Annotated in this window: 15 protein-coding genes; 6 read left to right on the top strand and 9 right to left on the bottom strand. The window is 62.7% G+C overall.

Going from position 1 to position 18,594, the window contains the following annotated elements; all coding sequences use genetic code 11:
* The first annotated feature begins 41 nt into the window (after window positions 1-41).
* On the top strand, window positions 42-1,574 hold the full coding sequence (locus LZC95_41480) for an FAD-dependent oxidoreductase (protein WXA92909.1): 1,533 nt from the start codon (window positions 42-44) through the stop codon (window positions 1,572-1,574).
* Window positions 1,575-1,577: 3 nt separating this feature from the next.
* Here the strand turns inward: LZC95_41480 and LZC95_41475 are convergent, their stop codons facing one another.
* Window positions 1,578-2,534: a carboxypeptidase-like regulatory domain-containing protein gene (locus LZC95_41475; protein WXA92908.1), complete on the bottom strand. Its 957-nt coding sequence runs from the start codon at window positions 2,532-2,534 to the stop codon at window positions 1,578-1,580.
* 99 nt (window positions 2,535-2,633) lie between these two features.
* On the bottom strand, window positions 2,634-4,793 hold the full coding sequence (locus tag LZC95_41470; protein WXA92907.1) for a fused MFS/spermidine synthase: 2,160 nt from the start codon (window positions 4,791-4,793) through the stop codon (window positions 2,634-2,636).
* Window positions 4,794-5,195: 402 nt separating this feature from the next.
* On the opposite strand from LZC95_41470, the gene LZC95_41465 reads away from it, so the two are divergent.
* Window positions 5,196-7,430 (top strand): GH92 family glycosyl hydrolase, encoded by a 2,235-nt coding sequence (locus tag LZC95_41465; GenBank protein WXA92906.1) that lies wholly within the window; start codon window positions 5,196-5,198, stop codon window positions 7,428-7,430.
* 143 nt (window positions 7,431-7,573) lie between these two features.
* Here LZC95_41465 and LZC95_41460 read toward each other — a convergent pair whose 3' ends face one another.
* On the bottom strand, window positions 7,574-8,770 hold the full coding sequence (locus LZC95_41460; GenBank protein WXA92905.1) for an ABC transporter substrate-binding protein: 1,197 nt from the start codon (window positions 8,768-8,770) through the stop codon (window positions 7,574-7,576).
* Between the two features lie 57 nt (window positions 8,771-8,827).
* On the opposite strand from LZC95_41460, the gene LZC95_41455 reads away from it, so the two are divergent.
* From LZC95_41455 to rpiA, 3 genes are read left to right on the top strand one after another with little or no spacing between them, the layout of a single operon-like run.
* The gene (locus LZC95_41455) at window positions 8,828-9,703 is read left to right on the top strand and encodes an N-acyl homoserine lactonase family protein (GenBank protein WXA92904.1); all 876 of its coding nucleotides are present in this window, start codon (window positions 8,828-8,830) and stop codon (window positions 9,701-9,703) included.
* Window positions 9,704-9,734: 31 nt separating this feature from the next.
* Window positions 9,735-10,940 (top strand): kynureninase, encoded by a 1,206-nt coding sequence (locus LZC95_41450; protein ID WXA92903.1) that lies wholly within the window; start codon window positions 9,735-9,737, stop codon window positions 10,938-10,940.
* Window positions 10,931-11,635, top strand: a complete 705-nt coding sequence (rpiA, locus tag LZC95_41445) for a ribose 5-phosphate isomerase A (protein WXA92902.1) — start codon at window positions 10,931-10,933, stop codon at window positions 11,633-11,635. Before LZC95_41450 ends, rpiA begins: the two co-directional genes overlap by 10 nt.
* On the opposite strand, the gene LZC95_41440 is transcribed toward rpiA, so the two are convergent.
* The 4 genes from LZC95_41440 to LZC95_41425 form a co-directional block, all read right to left on the bottom strand.
* Window positions 11,604-12,533: a glycosyl hydrolase family 18 protein gene (locus LZC95_41440; protein WXA92901.1), complete on the bottom strand. Its 930-nt coding sequence runs from the start codon at window positions 12,531-12,533 to the stop codon at window positions 11,604-11,606. The two genes, rpiA and LZC95_41440, sit on opposite strands and share 32 nt — an antisense overlap.
* A 220-nt stretch (window positions 12,534-12,753) precedes the next feature.
* Window positions 12,754-13,368 carry a TetR/AcrR family transcriptional regulator gene (locus tag LZC95_41435; GenBank protein ID WXA92900.1) on the bottom strand — a complete coding sequence of 205 codons (615 nt, stop codon included), beginning with the start codon at window positions 13,366-13,368 and terminating at the stop codon, window positions 12,754-12,756.
* Between the two features lie 61 nt (window positions 13,369-13,429).
* A complete protein-coding gene (locus LZC95_41430; GenBank protein WXA92899.1) occupies window positions 13,430-13,720 on the bottom strand; it encodes a hypothetical protein in 291 nt (96 codons plus the stop codon).
* A gap of 121 nt (window positions 13,721-13,841) precedes the next feature.
* Entirely contained in the window at window positions 13,842-15,119 is a 1,278-nt protein-coding gene (locus tag LZC95_41425; protein ID WXA92898.1) for a hypothetical protein, read from the bottom strand.
* A gap of 99 nt (window positions 15,120-15,218) precedes the next feature.
* Between LZC95_41425 and LZC95_41420 the strand changes: the two genes are divergently transcribed.
* Window positions 15,219-16,193 (top strand): hypothetical protein, encoded by a 975-nt coding sequence (locus LZC95_41420; protein WXA92897.1) that lies wholly within the window; start codon window positions 15,219-15,221, stop codon window positions 16,191-16,193.
* On the opposite strand, the gene LZC95_41415 is transcribed toward LZC95_41420, so the two are convergent.
* Window positions 16,194-17,189: a tetratricopeptide repeat protein gene (locus LZC95_41415; protein WXA92896.1), complete on the bottom strand. Its 996-nt coding sequence runs from the start codon at window positions 17,187-17,189 to the stop codon at window positions 16,194-16,196. It lies immediately after the preceding gene.
* A gap of 2 nt (window positions 17,190-17,191) precedes the next feature.
* Window positions 17,192-18,505 carry a serine/threonine protein kinase gene (locus tag LZC95_41410; GenBank protein WXA92895.1) on the bottom strand — a complete coding sequence of 438 codons (1,314 nt, stop codon included), beginning with the start codon at window positions 18,503-18,505 and terminating at the stop codon, window positions 17,192-17,194.
* Window positions 18,506-18,594: the final 89 nt, after the last annotated feature.

Below are 18,594 nucleotides of genomic sequence, written 5' to 3'. Positions count from 1 at the left end.
TGGCATTCGCATTGCCCAGTGGGGCTGCGGGAGGTGAGCCAATGCTTTCCGCGGAGCTAGAACATCGGTCCTTGTGGCAGGAAACGGCGTCGGGCGTATCGTGCCCGCGCCTCGAACGTGGGTTGCACGTCGACGTCGCCATCGTGGGGGGTGGCATCACCGGATTGACCGCCGCGTTGCTTTTGAAACGGACGGGTCTCCGGGTCGCCGTGCTGGAGGCGCATACCGTCGGCGGCGAGAACAGCCTGCGCACGACGGCGCATCTGACCGAGGCCGTCGATGCGCGCTACGCCACCATCGAGAAAGATTTCGGCCCCACCGCCGCCAAAGAGGTCGCGTACTCGAGCCATGCCGCCATCACGCGCATCCGGGCCTTCGTGCGAGAGCTGAAGATCGACTGCGTCTACCGCACCGTGCCAGGCTTTCTCTACACGGAGCGCGAAGACGACCTTCGCGCCCTGCACCTGGAATACGAGGCAGCCGCCCGGGCAGGTATCCACGTCGACATGGTGCGCGAGGTGCCGCTCCCATTTCGCTGCGCCGCCGCAGTGAGATTCCCCGATCAAGCGCAGGTTCACGCCGGTCGCTACCTCGAGGGGCTCGCCCATGCGATTTCCGGCGACGGGTGCCACGTCTTCGAGCGCACCCTGGTGCGTGACGTCGATGAAGGAGAACCATGTACCGTGCACGTGGCCACTGGCCTCGACGAAGGGGCGCCCGAGCAGCGCGTGACCTGCGATCGGGTCATCTTCGCAACGAGTGCACCGCCGACGCGGTTCGCCTTGCATACCAAGTTGGCCCATTATCGGTCGTACGCCATCGCCCGTGTCGAATCGGGTGACGTGCCCCTCGCGCTTTTTTGGGATATGGACGACCCTTATCATTACACGCGCATCGCCGAGATATTCGGGAAACGCTATTTGGTCATCGGCGGGGAAGACCACAAGACTGGGCAAAAAGGCGACGCCGAGGACTGCTGGACGAGGCTCGAAGAATACGCGCGCGTCCGTTTTGGCGTTGCGCCGGTCACCCATCGTTGGTCCGGACAGATCCTCGAGCCGGTCGACGGGCTGCCGTACATTGGAAAGATACCGGGCAAAGAAAAGCTATCCATCGGCGTTGGGTACAGCGGCAATGGCATGACCTTCGGGACGCTCGCGGGGATGCTCTTGGCCGAGCCGGATGCGCCGCGCGCCAGGGAGCTGTTGCAATTGTACGCGCCCTCGCGCGTGAAGCCGGTGGCGAGTGCCAAGGACTTCGTGGCCGAGAACGTCGATTTCCCTGCGCATTTCGTCGGCGATCGTCTGCGCGCGCCCGATGCGCGTTCGGTCGAGGAGGTGGAACGCGGCGAAGGAAAGATCGTCAAGTTGGGCGGCGAGAGGCTCGCGGTCTACCGTGACGATGCCGGGGCACTTCACGCCTTCTCCCCGGTGTGTCCGCATCTCGGCTGCCATGTGGCGTTCAACAATGCGGAGCGTTCGTGGGATTGCCCCTGCCATGGTTCGCGCTTCGACACAGAGGGCCGTCTGCTGCACGGTCCTGCCGCACGCGGGTTGACCGCAAAGAAGATATGACGGCTACTCGACGAAGGTCGTGGCCGTCGTGATGGAATTGCCCCCGCGCGTCTGGATATTTCCCGTCCGCGTGAGCCCGTTGTTCGTCGTCGGGTACCGCGCCATCGTGCACCCATTGCGAGCGACCGCGAGCGAAATCGTGGTGCTCACCGCCACGTTGTAGATGATGGCCGACGTTTCCTCGCCGGCGTGCACGTTCGGCGCCTCGGCGTTGGGCACGCCGCTGCGGAAATACGCGATGCGCGACACACCCGCGGGCGAGATGCTCAAGGTGGCGCCTTCCTCGTTCGGGCAGGTGCCACGCGCGAGCACCCGCACCGCCATCGCGCCGAGGTTCGCATCGTATCCCGGCAGCGCGCCCCGCAGCGCGGACTGAGCATCGAGCGACAAGATGGGAATCTGCCCTTGGTCGGCATCCACCGTCACCGCGAGCTCCTCGTAGAGCCGCTCGCTGTAGCCGGCTTTCGTCACCGTGGGGCGCGAAAAAACGCCCGTGGGCACACGCAGAGCAAAGCGCCCCGCCGCATCGGTCCGCGCGACCAGCGAGCCCGCGGCCACCGCCGCTTCCTCGACGGGCCTTCGGCTCGTCACATCGACGACCGTTCCGGTGATCAGCGCCGTGGTGCCCGCATCGACCTCGGCATCGGGCGCGCCACCGCCATCGGCCGCCCCGGCATCGTCGCCACCGTCGTTCCCAGCGTCCCCGGTGCTGCCGTCGTTCCCCGAATCGTCGCCACCATCGACGGCGGAATCGGATTGTCCATCCGCACCCCCGCCGTCGGTCGCCGCATCGGCCGCGTCCACCGCGCCGTCCTTGCCCGCGTCACCTGGCGCATCGGTGCGGGAATCCGCCACGGTGCCATCGCGCGGGCCCCCGTCCGGCGTATTGCCCACGTGGGCCCCGTCCGTGCCCGAGCACGCGGCGGCGAAACACGCCACCGCGCACGAAGGTACCACCACCAGCCAACCGAACGCGAGAACTCGCCTACGCTTGGGTTTCGATGCAAGGTGCATGCGATCGAAAACCTACGCGAACGAATCCTACTTGGCCAGTTCTGGCTAATGAAGTCCCAAGTCGTAGGAGAACCTGAAAACTCCGAGGATATTGGAATAGTCATCGCTCCACGGCGCAGTTTCGGATTTGGCCTCGAGCCTCTTCCATTCACGGTTCTTTGGCGTCTCGCGCGCCAGCAGCGCATCCAGGGCCGCGGGATCCTTGGACATCACCACCCATTCCGAGGACATGTATTCCTCGGCGGCCGCGCTGCGACCTTCCGCCTCGTCCATGTCGGTCACATCGATCCGTTCCACGATGGCCAGTCCGTTGGCGCGAGCCAAACTGGGCATCTGCTTGTTCAATTTCAAATATTGATTCGAAATGTGGAACGCCAGCAGCCCATCGGGGGTGAGCTTTTTCGCATAAAGCGCCACCGCCTCCTGGGTCAGAAGGTGCACCGGAATGGCATCAGAGCTGAACGCATCCAAAATGATCAGCGAATACGCGCCTTCGGCCGCATCGCCCATCCTCAACCGCGCATCGCCCACCTCGATGTGCAGGTTCCGCTCGTCGGGGAACGCGTCGGAAAGGAAGGTGAAATACCGCCTATCCTCGGCCACGCGCACCACCGCGGGGTTGATCTCGTAAAAGGTCCACGTCTGATCCGGCTGGGCATAGGCCGCCACGGCCCCTGCACCCAGCCCCACCACCGCCACGGATTTGCCCTTTAGGCGCGGCGCGTACACGTCGAAGACGTCGCCGAGGGGCCCTTTGCGATGGTAGTACGCCAGCGGCTCACGCTGCCGCGCCGGATCGATGAACTGCAGACCGTGGACGATGTGCCCATGGATGATGCGATGAAAGCGCTCCGTCGGGTCCACGGTCACATCGAGCACGCCGAAGAAGTTGCGCTCGACCATGAGCGAGCGCCCCAGCGCCCCCGTGTGGAAGGCACTGGCCAGCAGAATGGCGCCCAGGCCGAAGGCAAACCGCCGCGGGCGCGCCCGCCCTGCGTAATTGACCAGCGCCAGCAGCCCCAGCGCGAGCCGGAAAACCACCGACGTGCGGTCCTTCCCCAAAAAGACGAACACCGCCACCGCCGCCGCGCAAATGGCGACCGGAATCGCGATATCGAGCACCGCGGCCCGCGTGCCCTCGTCTTGGCGCTTCGATGTGCGCCGGGCGAGGGCCGCGAGCACCAGCGCCAGCGGGTATTCCGTGATACGCGAGAAAATCGCGGGCGCAATCAAGGCATTGAAAAAGCCTCCGGCCACGCCACCGATGGATATCCAAAGATAGAAATCGGTGAGATGTGTTTCCGCCGGCCGATTGGCCGCGAGCCGCCCGTGGCAAACGTACGTGGCAATGAAGAAGGCCGCCAAATGGATCAGGGCCATGGGCGCCGACGCCGTGAGCAAGGTGGCAATCGCGGCCAAGGTCAGCCCGAAAAGGAGCGGGCGATCCATCGCCTCCAGCCGGACCCATTGCTTCTTCGCGAAAACGAGAATGAACGTCACGAGGTAAAGCAGGAGAGGAAATACCCAAAAGAGCGGAATCGGCGTGACGTCCGTGGTGATGTGCGTCGTCACGCCCATCAAATACGTCGACGGAATGAAGGCGAGAACGAACCACGATACCCGGCGTTTCCAACTTACCGCTTCCTCGGCGGCCACGGCGAGCGGCATCGAATCGGGTGGCGCCGCACGAAAGAGCGTGACGGCGCAGAAGGCCACCGCCAGAATGAAAACGCAGTACCCGTAGCCCCAATACGACATTTGGTGGGACAAACCGACCAAGGGCTCGACCAAAAGCGGATACGCCGTGAGCGCCGCCACGCTGCCCGCGTTGCTGGCCGCATAGAGAACATAGGGATCGCGTCCCGTTTTCAGCGAAGCGAACCAACCTTGGAGAAGCGGTGCACTCGTGGAGAGCACGAAAAATGGCGGGCCCGCCGTCACCGCGAGCAAGAGCAACAATCGCAATGCGGGATCGCCGCCGCCCGACCAGCCTCGCACGGCGTCGGCATCGACATGAATGGGCAAAAAGAAGAGCGGGACGAGAACCACCGCCAATTGCAGCAGCGCTTGCCTTCGCGCACCGAGCCAGCGCAGAACGACGTGCGCGTACACGTATCCAGCGAGCAGCAGCGCCTGGAAGAAAAGCATGCACGTGATCCACACGGCGGATGCACCACCGAGGAGCGGCGTAATCGCTTTTCCCACGACCGGTTGAATGGAAAACAATAGCGATGCGCTCACGAAAAGCGCGGCACCGAAGCGCAAAAGCGGAAAGCCCGCTGTCGTTGGCTTCGATGAATCCGACTGAAAAGGAAAGCGAGCCGTTCCGGCCGACATCCATCGGGGGAGATTCATTAATCGACATTGGCAATCAACTTCGGTGCCAGGCATTTTCCTGCACACCACTCACTCGGTTTGCGCGCTGGCTTTCGGAACAGTTGCTCCACGCGCCGCCGCGAGTGTCGCGAGACCCTGGTCGGAGTGATCCACCACTTGGCCACGGCCGCGTTCTGTGTGCCGTCCGAGGACTCTATAGGTATTGGGCGTGTTTCAAGATTATGACCGAGCGGGTGGCCGAGCGGCGGCAACTCGATCTAAGGTGTCTTCATGCGAGGATATCTGGCACCGCTGATACTGCTCTTCGTGGCCTGTAGTTCCGGCGATAAGGACGAATCGACATCGTCCGATATGGCCCAAGGCTTACGCGGATGGCGCTCGAATGTGGATCGCGTCAACCCCATGATCGGCACCACGGGCACGGATCCAGCCGAATATGGCGGGATGATCCCCAGTGTCGCGCCTCCGTTCGCTATGACGCGTTGGACGGTGATGACCCGGGAAAACTGGGTAAGCCGACTTCCCTATCACCATGACGATAAAAAAATCCGCGGGTTCATTGGCACGCACCAACCTGCGATCTGGATGGGGGATTACGGATACGTCGTGGGCATGCCCGGCGTGGGGGAGGTGAAAGCCGGTGCGGAGGCGCGCAGTTTGGCATTCACGCACGACGACGAGATCGCCACGCCGTATCGGTATTCGGTCGACATGACCACGGGCGGCGGGCAGACGCTGAAAGCCGCGCTCACGGGAACGTCGCGTGTCGGGTTTTTGCGCTTCGATTTTCCGGAGGGGCCGCAACCGCACTTCGTGCTCGAGGCGACGCGGGCCAATATCACCGGAAATGTGCATATCGATCCGGAGAAGCGCGAGATCTCCGGCTATAACCCGGACCGCCAGGACGACAAGCTGGGACCGTTCAAAGCGCCGGGCTTCAAAGGCTATTTCGTGGCGCGTTTCGATGCGCCGTTCGAGAGCTTCGGAACGTCGACGGGCGAGGCGCTTCACGAAGGGGAGAACGACCGCACGGATGCGGCCGCGGGTGCTTATGTCCGCTTCCCCGCGGGCACGCGCCGCGTGCAAGTTCGAATTGCGTCGTCGCTCATCTCGGTGGAGCAAGCTCGCCAGAACCTGGATCGAGAGATCCCGAACGGGCGCTCGTTCGATTCGGTTGCCAAGGCAACTAAATCCGCTTGGAGCGACAAACTCGATCGCGTGGACATCTCCGGGGCCACGGACGACGAACTGGCCACATTCTACACGGGTATGTTCCACGCTCTGCAGTACCCGTCCGAAGCGTCGGAATACGGTCGCTATTACAGCGCGTACGACGACAAGGTGCACGAGGGTGAGAGCTACACGAGCTATTCGATCTGGGACACCTTCCGCGCAGAAAATGCGTTTCTCACTTTGTTCGCGCCCGAGCGCATCAACGCGATGATGACGTCGATGCTGCACGACTACCAAGAGGGCGGTTGGCTGCCCATGTGGAAGAATCCCACCGAGACGAACATCATGGTGGGCACGAATGCCGATTCTCTCATTGCCGAGGTGATCAACAAGGGCTTCACCGGCTTCGATCTCAATCTGGCCTATGAAGCCGTCTACAAGGACGCAATGCAACCGCCCGAGCGCGATACCGAATTGCGCTACCGCGACCGGGAAGAGGGCACCCCGGTGGAAGCGCGCGCCGGCTTGACCTGGTACAAGGAAAAGGGCTGGGTGGCCGCCGATCACACGGCGGAATCGGCGTCGCGCACGCTCGATTATGCCTACGAAGATTGGGCCGTGGCCCAAGTCGCCAAAGCCGTTGGCAAGGAAGACGATGCGAAGTTCTTCCTCGAGCGAAGCAAGAGTTACCGCAACATCTACAACGCGAGCACGGGCTTCATGCAGGCGCGCAACTACGATGGCTCATGGGCCCCCAACGGGTGGACCGAGGGCAATCAATGGGTTTACACCTTCGACGTGATGCACGACGTTCCAGGTCTCATCGAGCTGGAAGGAAAAGCGGGCTTCACGGCCTTGCTGGATCGACATTTCGGCGAAGGACACAACAATCATACCAACGAGCCGAGTCATCATATTGCCTATTTGTACGACTACGCCGATCAGGCGTGGAAGACGCAGGCCCAGGTGCGGGCCATCGCCGAATCCAATTATTTCAATCGGCCCGATGGCTTGAGCGGCAACGACGACTGCGGGCAAATGTCCGCGTGGTATTTGCTGTCGTCGATTGGCATTTATCCTGTGAACCCCGCCTCGGGTGAATATGCGATGGGCAGCCCCTTCTTCAAGAAGGTGACCATTCGCCTGCCGGGACAGCATCGCCCGCTGATCGTGCTATCGCCCAACAACTCCGCCACGAACAAATACGTCCGCGCCGCCTACCTCGACGGCAAACGCATTGCCAAGCCGTTCTTAAAGCACTCGGACATCGCCCAAGGCGGCATTCTCTACTTCGACATGAGCGACACCCCGCGTCCGTGGGGGGGTGAATAGCCAAAGGAAGAAGGAAACCGCCAGGACGCCAGGATCGCCAGGGGAAACGGCAATAAACAACATTTATTTTTATTAAAATAATAGGGTTTATTGTTGGTTCCGCTGGCGATCCTGGCGTCCTGGCGGTTAAAAATCTCCAGCGTCTACGGTTGCACCGTCGCCGTGTACTTCGCTTTGTTTTGCTCGATGGTCATGATGACGGCACTCTTGATCGGGTTGTGATCCGCATCGATCGTCACGTTGCCGCTCACGCCCTTGAAGTCCTTCGTCTTCTCCAAGGCATCGCGAATGGCCGGCCCGGAGAGCTCCGTGGCCCGATCCATCGCGTCCATGGCCACCTTGGCGGCGTCGTAGCCCAACACCGCGAGCGTGTCCGGCGGCGTGTTGTAAATGGCCTTGTAGCGCGTAATGAAGTCTTGCACCGTCGGCGACGGATCGTCCCCGCTGTAGTGCGTCGAGAAATACGAACCATCCAGCGCGCCCTTGGCCACTTCGTAGAGCTTCGCCGAATCCCACCCATCGCCCCCGGCGAGCGGCTGCTTCATCCCGAGTTCCCGCGCCTGCCGCGCAATCAGCGACACCTCGGCGTAATAGCCGGGCACGTAGATCAACTCCGGATTCTTTCCTTTGATGGCCGTGAGCTGCGCTTTGAAATCCTGCTCCCCGGACTTGAAACTCTGCTCGGCCACGATCTCGCCGCCGCGCTTTTGAAATGTCTCGCGGAAGAATTGCGCGAGGCCCATCGAATAGTCGTTTCCGACGTCGCGCAGAATGGCCACCTTGGTCAGCTTCAAATTCTCGGTGACGAACTTCGCCATCACCGTTCCGGCGAAGTTGTCCAAGAAACAGATGCGGAACACGTACGGTCGCGTCTTGTCGCCATCCTTGGTGACCCGCGGGTTCGTCGAGCCGCTGCTCACCATGGGGATGTGGTTCGAGTCCGCGATGCTCGCCATCGCCAGCGAGCGCGTGGAGGCCACCTCGCCGAGCAGCACCGAAACCTTGTCTTGCGTAATGAGACGCGTCGCCGCGACCGCAGCCTCCTCGGGCTTGCCCTGATCGTCGAGCGTCTTGAGCATCACCTTCTTGCCCTTGATGCCGTTCTTCTTGTTCTGCTCTTCGACGGCGAGCTTCGTTCCGTTGTCCGTCGACTGGCCGAATACGGCGTCGTTGCCGGAGAGCGACCCGATGTGGCCGATCCAGACCGTATCGCCCGTCGTTGCGGCCCCCGTCGTCGGCGCTTCACTCTTGGCCCCGACGTCCACCTGTTGCTTTTTCTCCCGGCATCCGAACGCCGCGATCGTCAGTGCGGCGAGTACGTAAAAGCGCGCGTTGCGCATCACAAAACTCCATTTGAAAAGACTTGGACGGGCCAACTTCGGCCCCATACTTCCGCCATGATTTCCAAAGCGTCGGCCTGGCTTAGCATGGCCCTAGGATTGTTCACATCCTCGTTGTCGGTTGCATGCTCGGATAACGCCAAGACCGCCACCGCGGCATCGGAGTCGCACCGCGTCCAGCTTTACACACTGGAGTGCGGCCACTTCCAAGTCGACGATATGGGGTTCTTTTCCGCCGATGGCAAACCCACCGGAAAGGGCGAACGAATGCCCGATCCGTGCTTCGTCATCCGCCATCCCAAGGGAGTTCTTCTCTGGGATACGGGCCTCAAAGACTCGACCGCCCAATCGAAAGAAGGCGTGAAAGACGTGGTCGGTAGGGAGTTCGTGGACGTTCCACTGAGCGAACAACTGAAAGCCCTTTCACTGAGTCCGAGCGACATCACGTTCGTGGGGCTGTCGCATCTCCATGCCGATCATGCCGGCAATGCGAATCAATTCACGTCATCGACGTGGCTCGTGAACCGCCGCGAGCTCGAAAACGGAACCAAAACACCGCCGGCCATCGGTATCGATCCTTCGGTCTTTTCCGATTATCGAAAAGCCAACATCAAGCTTCTCGATGGTGACTACGACGTGTTCGGCGACGGCAGTGTTCGCATTCTGCAGACGCCCGGGCACACGCCCGGTCATCAATCCCTCGAACTTCGGCTCACCAACAGCGGTACGGTCATCCTCTCCGGCGATCTGGCGCATAGCCGCGAGAATTGGGCAGGACATATCGCGCCAAGTTGGAACTTCGATCGCGCGCAGACGCAAGCATCCATGGAGCGCATCGAGGGCATCATTCGTACGGACCACGCACGGTTCGTCATCCAGCACGATCCGGAAGACTTCGCCTCGTTGCCGAAGGCCCCGGCATTCCTCGACTGAAACGAGGGCCTCGTGTAGATTCGGCGTGCCGATGAACGACGTCAAATTGGCAGAGCTGCGCCGCACGCCGAATGCACTCGCGCCGCACTATTCGCAATTCCAAGTTGCCAAACGGCTTTTGCTGTCGGGCCACTCGCACCAAGCGTGGCCCGACTTTGCCTTGGAAGGGCAAATCGAGGCCTTCCAGGACGCCGCACGCGACGTCGACGAGAAGTGGGGGCGCGCGTTCGCCAAGGCCGACGAAGTGCGCGCGGGCCTCCGCACGTTCCTGGACGATCCCCAAGCGGAGATTGCCCTCGGCGCGAGCACGCACGAGCTCGTCTTGCGCTTCCTGTCGGCGTTGGATCTGCGCCGCCGTCCGCGCATCGTCACCACCGCGGGCGAATTTCACACCTTGCGCCGGCAGCTTGCGCGCCTGGGCGAGGCGGGGCTGGACGTGGTTGCGCTGCCCGTAAACCCCGTGGACACGTTGGCCGAGCGCCTCGCCGATGCGGCGGATGAGCGTACGGCCGCGGTTTTCGTGTCGTCGGTGCTCTTCGAGACCTCGCGCATCGTCCCGGGCCTGGGGCAGCTCGCAGAGCGCTGCCAATCGCGCGGTGTCGAGCTCGTGGTGGACGCGTACCATGGCATTGGTCCTGCGGCGTTTTCCATTCCGGGGCAGGGGCTGTCGTCGGCATGGGTGCTCGGCGGCGGGTACAAATACCTGCAGCTCGGTGAGGGAAACTGTTTCCTGCGCGTGCCCGCGCACGCAGAGGGCATGCGGCCGGTCATCACCGGGTGGTTCGCCGAGTTCGACGCGCTCGCCGACGAGCACGAGCCCGGCAAGGTCGCCTACGGCACGGGCGCGAGCCGTTTTGCCGGCGCCACCTACGATCCCACGAGCCACTACCGCGCCGCCCGCGTCTTCTGGTTCTTCGCGCAACACGGCCTCACACCCGCGTTTCTACGCCGCGTGTACCAGCATCAAGTGGGCCTGCTCGCGGCGCGCTTCGATGCGCTGAACGCGCCGGAGTCGCTCATCGCCCGCGATCGCACGACGCCCCTGGAGGGCCTCGGCGGATTCCTGTCGCTGCGCACCGCGCGGGCGGGGGAGCTGCAGCGCGCACTCGCCGCACGTGGCGTTCGCACGGACAGCCGCGCCGAATACCTTCGCCTCGGCCCTGCGCCGTACCTCTCCGACGACCAAATCGTGTCCGCCGTGGACATCCTCGGTGAGATCCTCCAGACATGGACCTGAAAAAAATCGCCGCCGAAAAAGCCCTCGAGCTCATCGCACCCCACGGACCCAACGTGATGCGGGTGGGGCTCGGCGCAGGCTCCACCATCGCGTACCTCGTCGAGCTTCTCGCGGCCAATCCCGTGCAAGGCGTGGAGCTCTACACGTCGGCCGATGCGACGGCCGCCCTGCTGAACGCCAAGGGCCTCCCGGTTCACGACGTCGCCAACGTCGCGCGGCTCGACCTGTACCTGGACGGCTGCGATCAACTCGACCGCGAGCTCAATGCCTTGAAGAGCGGCGGTGGAATCCACACCAGCGAAAAGCTGCTCGCCCGCATGGCCCGCGAATTCGTCCTCCTTGGCGATACATCGAAATACGTGGAGCGCCTCGATACGCGGTACCCCATCTGCCTCGAGGTGCTGACCGAGGCCGTGGAGCACGTCCGCTCGGAGTGCCTTCGCGCCTTTCCGACCTCCCGCCTCGAGGTGCGCCGCGATCCACAGGGCCAACCGATTGTCACCAAACGCGGACATTGGCTCGCCGACGTGCGATTCGGTGAAATGCCGGAGCTCGCGGCGGCGAACCAGGTCCTCAAGTTCACCGCCGGCGTGGTGGAAACGTCGCTATTTTACCGCATTGCCCGCAAGGCCATCCTCGCGGGCCCCGACGGCGTTACCGTTCTTACCGCAGGCAGTTCGCCTTCGTTTGCGTAGACGCGCCGAAAAGCACGTTCGACGTGCTGGAGAGGTAAGACTGCGAGCTCTTGGTCACGTTGTAGACCATGAAGGTGCCAATCCCATTGTCCTTCACGTACTGCGCGGCCCGAGCTCCGTCGCTGCCGCCGGTGGAAGCGCCAATGCCCAATTTGGCCTTGGTCATCCCATTGGAGAGGTATCCACTCAGCCGGCCGCCATAGTTCGTGGAGCCGTAGCTCATCTCCCAGCCATAATCGAGATACTCGGCGAGTTTGTGCCCATTCCACGAGGCTTGGAAATACGAAAGATCCGTGAACAATGCCTTGGAGATGATCTTGCTCGGCATCAGCGCGCGCATCTTGCTCGCCACCATGATGAGGGACGTATTGTTCGACGTGCATTGTGAATACTCGTCGTCGATGTCGATCCCATCGAGACCGTATTTGTTCACCGCATTGGAAAGCTGCTGCGCGAAATTTTGAGCGGTGCCTTCGTCGCGGAAACATGCCCAGCCGGCATTTTGATGATTGCCGAGCACCGTGAGCAACACCTTGATGCCTTGCGACTGCAGGTTCTTGACGTAATTCGTCCCATTGAGAACCTGGTCCACCTGCGGATTGAAGTACAAAATCGGCTTCCCGCTGGCGCTGTCGTAATTGATGTTGGCCGCGAAGATCGAGGCCATGTTGAAGTATTGTTTCGGCGGTGAACCGTAGGTGTAGCAACCAATGTTGTTGAAGTTGTTCGAATTCACTTCAACGTACGCCATCGTTTTCGGGACGGCATTCACCGCATCCGCTTCGAGCGCAGAAACATTGGATTCCGGATCGGCTGCATCGTCGCTGGTGGCGCTGCCACTGCTGCAGGCGGTGCTAGCGAGTGCAATCCCCAATAGGAAAAGCGCGGTAGTTTTCATGGCGACCCTTCGTGCGGTTGACGCGATTAACGCGATAGATGGTGCGGGGCGTGGGCACTTCGAGGTCGCGGACGATATTGAAGTCGATATGACGATGCAATTGTCTAGGCAACAACGCCCAACAATTGAATGTGCGTGTGAGCACTCCTACGCAAACAGGCGCGGAAATGGCAAAACGGACCCCCGGATTGACCAGTAGGTCCGTCTGTTTGGCTCTGACTTATTGCTGCAGGCCGCGAAACGCAGCCGCAATCATCGCTTCGGCGTGGGCATCGTCGAGGGGAGCATGGCCTGCCAATAGGCGGTAAATCATTGGCCCGTAAATCAGGTCCATGACGGTGTCCTCGTCCAACCCGTCGCGGATTTCGCCGCGTTTCACCCCGCGTTCCCAGATGATGCGCACTTCGTTGCGCCTATTTTTCAGGAACCGCTCGCGAAACAGCGCCAAAAATGCCGGGTCGCTTTGCCCCTCGGCGATGAAGTGGCGGATGCATGCCCCGCCCGGGCTCGTGTAAAAACGAATGACCGATTTAATCTGCTCCGTGAAGTCTTTGCACGCCGAGCCAGTGTCGGGGACAGGAACGCTCTGCTTCATTTTCGCGGTGAAAGCATCCAGCGCGATGAGGTTCTTGTTCGGCCACCACTTATAGAGAGTGGCTTTGCTCACGCCCGCCCGCTGCGCGATCGCATCGGCCGTTACCTCCCGAAGGCACTTTTTTCGAAGCAGATCGATGGTCGCCGTCATGATGGCCGCTTCGGCCTCCACGCTGCGCTGCCGCCCGCGCGGCTTCGGTTCCGTGCTTCGAGTCGCGTGCTTGGTCCGGGCTTCGGTCATGCGATCTCGACTATACCTTAAACTGGACGTTCAGTTTGCTCATGCTTCAAAAAAATGAATTTCAGGGGCAGAGACGCGCGTTCGGGCTGCTCATGATGCCTGCGCCCACCGAGGTCGGCGCTTCGTTGCAACCCACGCCGCGGTAGCCGTTCGACTGAGCCGTGGCATTCACCGGGGCCTCCTCGACGCGGTTCGGCGATGGGGCATACGTCGTGGATCGATCGATGGAAGCATAGGAAACAGCGCTGTTCGACTGGGCGTTCTGCGGGCCGGTGACGCCGCTGCTTGCGCAACCCAGGAGAGCGAGGCTGAGGGAAACGAAGAGCGATGCACCTTTCAACGACGAGATCATGAGAGCCTCCGGGTTCTACTTTGGAAACTGTTCGTTTAGTTTCGTTACACTCGGATATGTAAACCGCACGTTTAGTTTGTAAAGTGCTCGACCAATCGGAAGCCCAACCTTTTTCTTGCAGTTAAAGATCCGGCGCGGACGCGTAGACCCAGCGGGCAAAAAACGGCCTCAAATCCCGTCCGGTTGCGGACTCGAGCGCAGTGCGAAGCTCCTCGGTGCGCGCGGCGTGTCCCGATTGGTCACGGATGTAGCGCTGGATCCCCGCCCAGAACGCAGCATCGCCGAGCTCGCTCCGCAATCTGTCCAAGACGAGTGCGCCCCGCGAGTACGTCACGCCCCGTGGCGCCGGCTCGGACGGATGGGTCGGCAGCGACACCGGCGCATCGTGCCCTTCGGCGTGCACCTTCGCCGAGCGCGTGCGCCACAACGCGACTTCACGCTCGTAGGCCGCGCGGCCCCAGCGCTCTTCTTTGTAAGCGGCGACGAGAAATGTCGCGAAGCCCTCGTTGAGCCAGAAGTCCCCGAAGTCGGCGCAGGCCACCCGCCAGGCGAACCACTGATGGGCGAGTTCGTGCGAGAAGATCCAATCCTCGGTGGGATCCTTGCGCACGTCGTCGATCGATTCGGCGGCCAGGAATGCGAGTCCCGCCGCCTCTTGCGCGGCATCGCCCTGCACGAACACCTGCGTGTACTCCGCGGACGGAAACGAGAGGCCCGTTCGCTGCCGCAAAAAGCGGTACATCGGCGCCGTGATGGCCAGCGCTCCCGCGAGATCGGCCCCTGCGGGCCCGAGTGCGCGCAGCGTAACGCCGTCGACGGCCAGCGTCGCCTCCGCGAAATGGCCTGCGGCAAAGCCAAAGAGAAACGTCGGTGCAGGCTGCTCCAACGCGAACGCGTGCAAGGTGCGGCCTGCACCTGCGGCACTCGCTCCGAGGGGGCGCCCGCTGGCGACGACCTTCAACTCGGCCGGCGCCGTGATGCGCAACGTCAATGTGGCCCGCTGCTCGGGGGCGAGCAAGGTGGGCATCCATGCCGAGGAACGATAGCCGTCCCACACTTCCTGGTGGTCGGCCGAAAAGCGCGGCATCTTTCCGCTGACGGACGCATGCCAGGCGAGCTGCAAGGAGACGTCGCCCACGAGGGGCGTGGAAAACTGGATCAGGAGCCGCTCGCCTTCCTGCCGAAAGGGCAGGGGCGTCGCGTCGCGTGAGACCTGGGTCACGCGCAGGTCCTTGGCATCGAGCACCAACGTGTGCGTCGGCTGCGTGGCCCGCACGCGCAGCACTTCGCTCCCCGAGAGGGCCGGCGGTTCGAGTTGCAGCTCGAGGTGCACATCATGGTGCACGACGCGCACCGCGGGACCCTCTCGAGCGTCGGCCGCAGTAACGATAGCGCGCACCGGTGCATGGTCGTGCGCACACGCTGCATTCAGCCAAAGAGCCATCCCAGCCCAAAAGCCGTTTCGGCATACCTGTTTCATCGATGATAAAAGAGCACAATGTCCTCTCGGATCCGTCGCCGAGTCGTCGCTCTGGCCGTGGCCCTTTCATTTTGTGCCGCCGCGTGCGCCTCCATCTTGGGCATGGACGACTTCTCCCTCGAGGGAAAGGACGCCGGGGGCGATGTCTCTTTGACCGAAGGTGGGCCCGGCCCGGTCGACGCAGGCGGGCCGTGTGACCCGGACGCGCAGTTCACCAAGTTGCCCGTCCCGGGGCTTACCGATTTGGGTTGGCGCTCGATGCGCGCGGCAACCTTGTCCCCCGACGAGTTGACCATCTATTTCAACGGGTCACCCGACGGGGGCCGTTCGAATATCTACAGGGCGAAGCGCAATGCTCGGGCGGAGGACTTCAAGGATGTCGAGCTGCTGCCGAACGTGAATGATTTGTCGGTACCGAATCTGAGTCCTTCTCTATCTTCCGACGAGAAGACGCTCGTTTTCTCGCGACAAGTGACGTCGACCGATCTCTTTTTTGCCTCGCGGCCGAGAAAAACGGACGAGTTCGGGAACGCCGTACGCTTCAACAACCGCGTTAACAGTGATGTGTCCGATGTGAATCCATTCATCGCCTTGGACGGTCAGGAACTTTGGTTTTCGTCCGATCGCGATGCAAGTTCAGCGACCCCTCACATGTTCATGGCCAAAGCGAGTGCGGGAGCTTTCGACAATCCGGTGAGCGTTGCGCCTCCCGACCCGACGTCCTCGCGGCAGGAGAGCCCCGTGCTCAGCGCCGACGGGACGATCTTGTTCTACTCAGGCAACGGAGAGAACGATGCAACCGATGCCAACGACATCTGGGAGGCACGTCGCGAGGCCACGAATCTGCCGTTCCAAAAGCGCCGCCACGTGACGGAGCTTGGCACCAAAGGTATCGAGTATCCGTCGTGGTTGTCCCCCGATGGCTGTCACCTGTACATGCACTCGCTCGAGGGGACGGTTGGGGCCATCTACGTTGGCGAGCGAAAGCGCTGATCAGAAGCGGCCCGACAGCACGACCCCCACACGTCCCACCCCAGTATCGGGGGCCACGCGCAGCGCCGTTGCCGAGGTGCGCTTTGGCGCCGTGAAAAAGAGCACGGCGCCGGTGATGGTCATCGCGGCGCCCGCGCCCACGAGGATGGTCGAGACCAGCGCCTTGTCCTTCGCCCTATCCGTGTCCTCGAGGCCCGCCTCGTTGCATGTCTTGGTGCCATCGTTGCAATTGCCATTGAGCGCATCGTCGTAGGTCGACTTGGCCGATAATCCGAAATAGCCGCCGACGAGCATCGTCGCCACGCCCACACCGCCCACGACGAGCCCCGCAGGGCGCTGCCATCCGTAATGCGACGACGGTGACCCCGTATCCTTCTCGATGGGGTGTTGCCCGATCGCCGGCGCCGCCGCTTCCTCCGGCCCGAGCACGGGGACCTCGACACGGGCAGCCCGTGCGGCCTGAATCGGAACGCGCTGGCTCCACGCCTTGCGCTGGGGCGCCGAAGCCTCGATGACGACTTCTCCGGGGTCGACCGCGATGGCCGAGCCCAGCTCCCCCGCGACCAATGCCACGCCATTGCGCTTCACCACCAGGCCCGGCACCGAGCCACCCGCGGCCACCGTGACCGTGATGCGCGCAAGCTTTGGCTCCAATGCCTTCGAGCGCTCCTCGGCCAGTGCTTGCCGGTCGCTGTCGCCGGCGCGGCCTGCGAGCGCAGCCACCTCGCGGTACAAGGCCCACGCGCTCGCCGTGCGGCCGATTTTCTCGTAGCATTCGGCCAACTTGCCGCGTGTTCCAATTCCCGCATAGCGCGCCAGGCTCGCCTCGAACTTGGGGCATGCTTCCTCGTAACGTCCCCGTTCGAACAGGCGTATCCCTTCGTCGAACAGCGCGCGACCCGCAGCTTGCGATTCCCCCGTTTGCGCGGAGGCTGCCGAGGCGCAAAACATGGTCGCGGCCAATGTAGCGACGAAGATGGCGTGCTTGCGGTGCATGATCAATCCGGGGTGGAGAAGAGGTCCGACTTCTTCGGGCGTGTGGGCGAGTGCGTGGGCTTTGCCTTGGGCGCACTGGCCTTTGGCGCCGGGGCACTCGCGCTCTCCGCAGGCGACGGTATCGCACTTGCCGACGGCGCCGAAAGGGGTGAAAGCGGCGGTGCACTCGCGCTCTCCGCCACCACCGGCGGAGGCGGCGCCGCCATCTTGTCCGCGGCCGGCGCATCCTCGTGCGGACGGAGCTTGCGCAAGGCCAGACCCCCCACGAACAGAAGCACCACCAGCGCAATGGCGCCGAATCCGCCGATGAGCACAGCCAGACCCGCGGTCGCACGCGGGCCGGTTCGACCGTCGACCGAGGTGCTCGATGCCGGGCCCAATGTGCTCTGCGCGGCGGCCGCATTGGACGACAGCGGCTGCACACCCGCCGATGCCATCGTGCTCGCAAACGACGCGGGCGCGAAAAAAGGCTGCAAGGCCGCGGCGAGCTCGCGAACGCTGGAAAAGCGCCCCGCGGGATCTTTGCTCAAACAGCGCGCGACGGTGGCCTCCAGCGACACTGGCGCGTCGGGACGGAATTCACGCAGCGTGAGCGGTTCCTTGGTCAAAATGGCCGAGAACAATTCGCCCAACGATTGCGTGCCATAGGGCGATTCATTGGTGAGCAGCTGAAAAAGCACCGCACCGAGCGCGTAAATGTCCGCGCGCGCATCGACGTGTTTGGCACTTCGAATTTGCTCCGGCGACATGAATGCGGGCGATCCCAAAATCGCACCACTGTGGGTCGCACTCGCCCCCATCTCTTCGTCGTGCGCGATCTTCGAAATGCCGAAATCGAGCACTTTGACGATGGGCGTTCCATCGGCGCGATGCGTAAGAAACATGTTCTTCGGCTTCAAATCGCGATGAACGATGCCGGCCGCGTGTGCCTCGTCCATGGCCTTGCACGCATCGAGCACGTAGCCGACCGCCTCGGGAATCGGCAGCGGGCCGCGCTTTTTTCGCAGCTCGTCGAGATCGCACCCTTCGAGCAGCTCCATGACGATGTAGGGCGCACCCGTGTCGAGCGTCCCGAAATCGCTCACACGGGCCACGTACTCGCTCTTCAGCGCGGCCGCCGCGCGCGCTTCCCGCATGAACCGCGTCGCCGCCTCCGGCACGCGCAGCGCCTCGCGCGACATGAACTTCAGCGCGACCCGCGAGCCCAGCTGCACGTGCCGCGCGGCCACCACGACGCCCATCGCACCTGCCCCGAGCACCGTCTCCACGCGGTACTTCGAGGCCAGAATTTCGCCATTCTGAACAGGGGCTTCCACCGAACTCCAAAGGATACACGGCGGACGCTCGGACCCGCCGCAAAACGCAAACGGGGTGGATGTCGCCTAGGCATCCACCCCGTTCACCG

The organism is Sorangiineae bacterium MSr12523 (genome assembly GCA_037157775.1).
GTDB lineage: Bacteria > Myxococcota_A > Polyangia > Polyangiales > Polyangiaceae > Pendulispora > Pendulispora brunnea.
Note: the sequence above shows the minus strand (reverse complement) of the source record. Positions and strands in the feature narration are given on the sequence as shown.

What these genes read in the sequence shown, in the direction of transcription:
- LZC95_41415 (WXA92896.1), bottom strand. Translation starts at nt 17,189, where the DNA reads ATGCACCGCAAGCACGCCATCTTCGTCGCTACATTGGCCGCGACCATG.
- LZC95_41460 (WXA92905.1), bottom strand. Translation starts at nt 8,770, where the DNA reads ATGCGCAACGCGCGCTTTTACGTACTCGCCGCACTGACGATCGCGGCG.
- LZC95_41480 (WXA92909.1), top strand. Translation starts at nt 42, where the DNA reads ATGCTTTCCGCGGAGCTAGAACATCGGTCCTTGTGGCAGGAAACGGCG.
- LZC95_41450 (WXA92903.1), top strand. Translation starts at nt 9,735, where the DNA reads ATGAACGACGTCAAATTGGCAGAGCTGCGCCGCACGCCGAATGCACTC.
- LZC95_41435 (WXA92900.1), bottom strand. Translation starts at nt 13,368, where the DNA reads ATGACCGAAGCCCGGACCAAGCACGCGACTCGAAGCACGGAACCGAAG.
- LZC95_41430 (WXA92899.1), bottom strand. Translation starts at nt 13,720, where the DNA reads ATGATCTCGTCGTTGAAAGGTGCATCGCTCTTCGTTTCCCTCAGCCTC.
- LZC95_41440 (WXA92901.1), bottom strand. Translation starts at nt 12,533, where the DNA reads ATGAAAACTACCGCGCTTTTCCTATTGGGGATTGCACTCGCTAGCACC.
- rpiA (WXA92902.1), top strand. Translation starts at nt 10,931, where the DNA reads ATGGACCTGAAAAAAATCGCCGCCGAAAAAGCCCTCGAGCTCATCGCA.
- LZC95_41465 (WXA92906.1), top strand. Translation starts at nt 5,196, where the DNA reads ATGCGAGGATATCTGGCACCGCTGATACTGCTCTTCGTGGCCTGTAGT.
- LZC95_41455 (WXA92904.1), top strand. Translation starts at nt 8,828, where the DNA reads ATGATTTCCAAAGCGTCGGCCTGGCTTAGCATGGCCCTAGGATTGTTC.
- LZC95_41420 (WXA92897.1), top strand. Translation starts at nt 15,219, where the DNA reads ATGTCCTCTCGGATCCGTCGCCGAGTCGTCGCTCTGGCCGTGGCCCTT.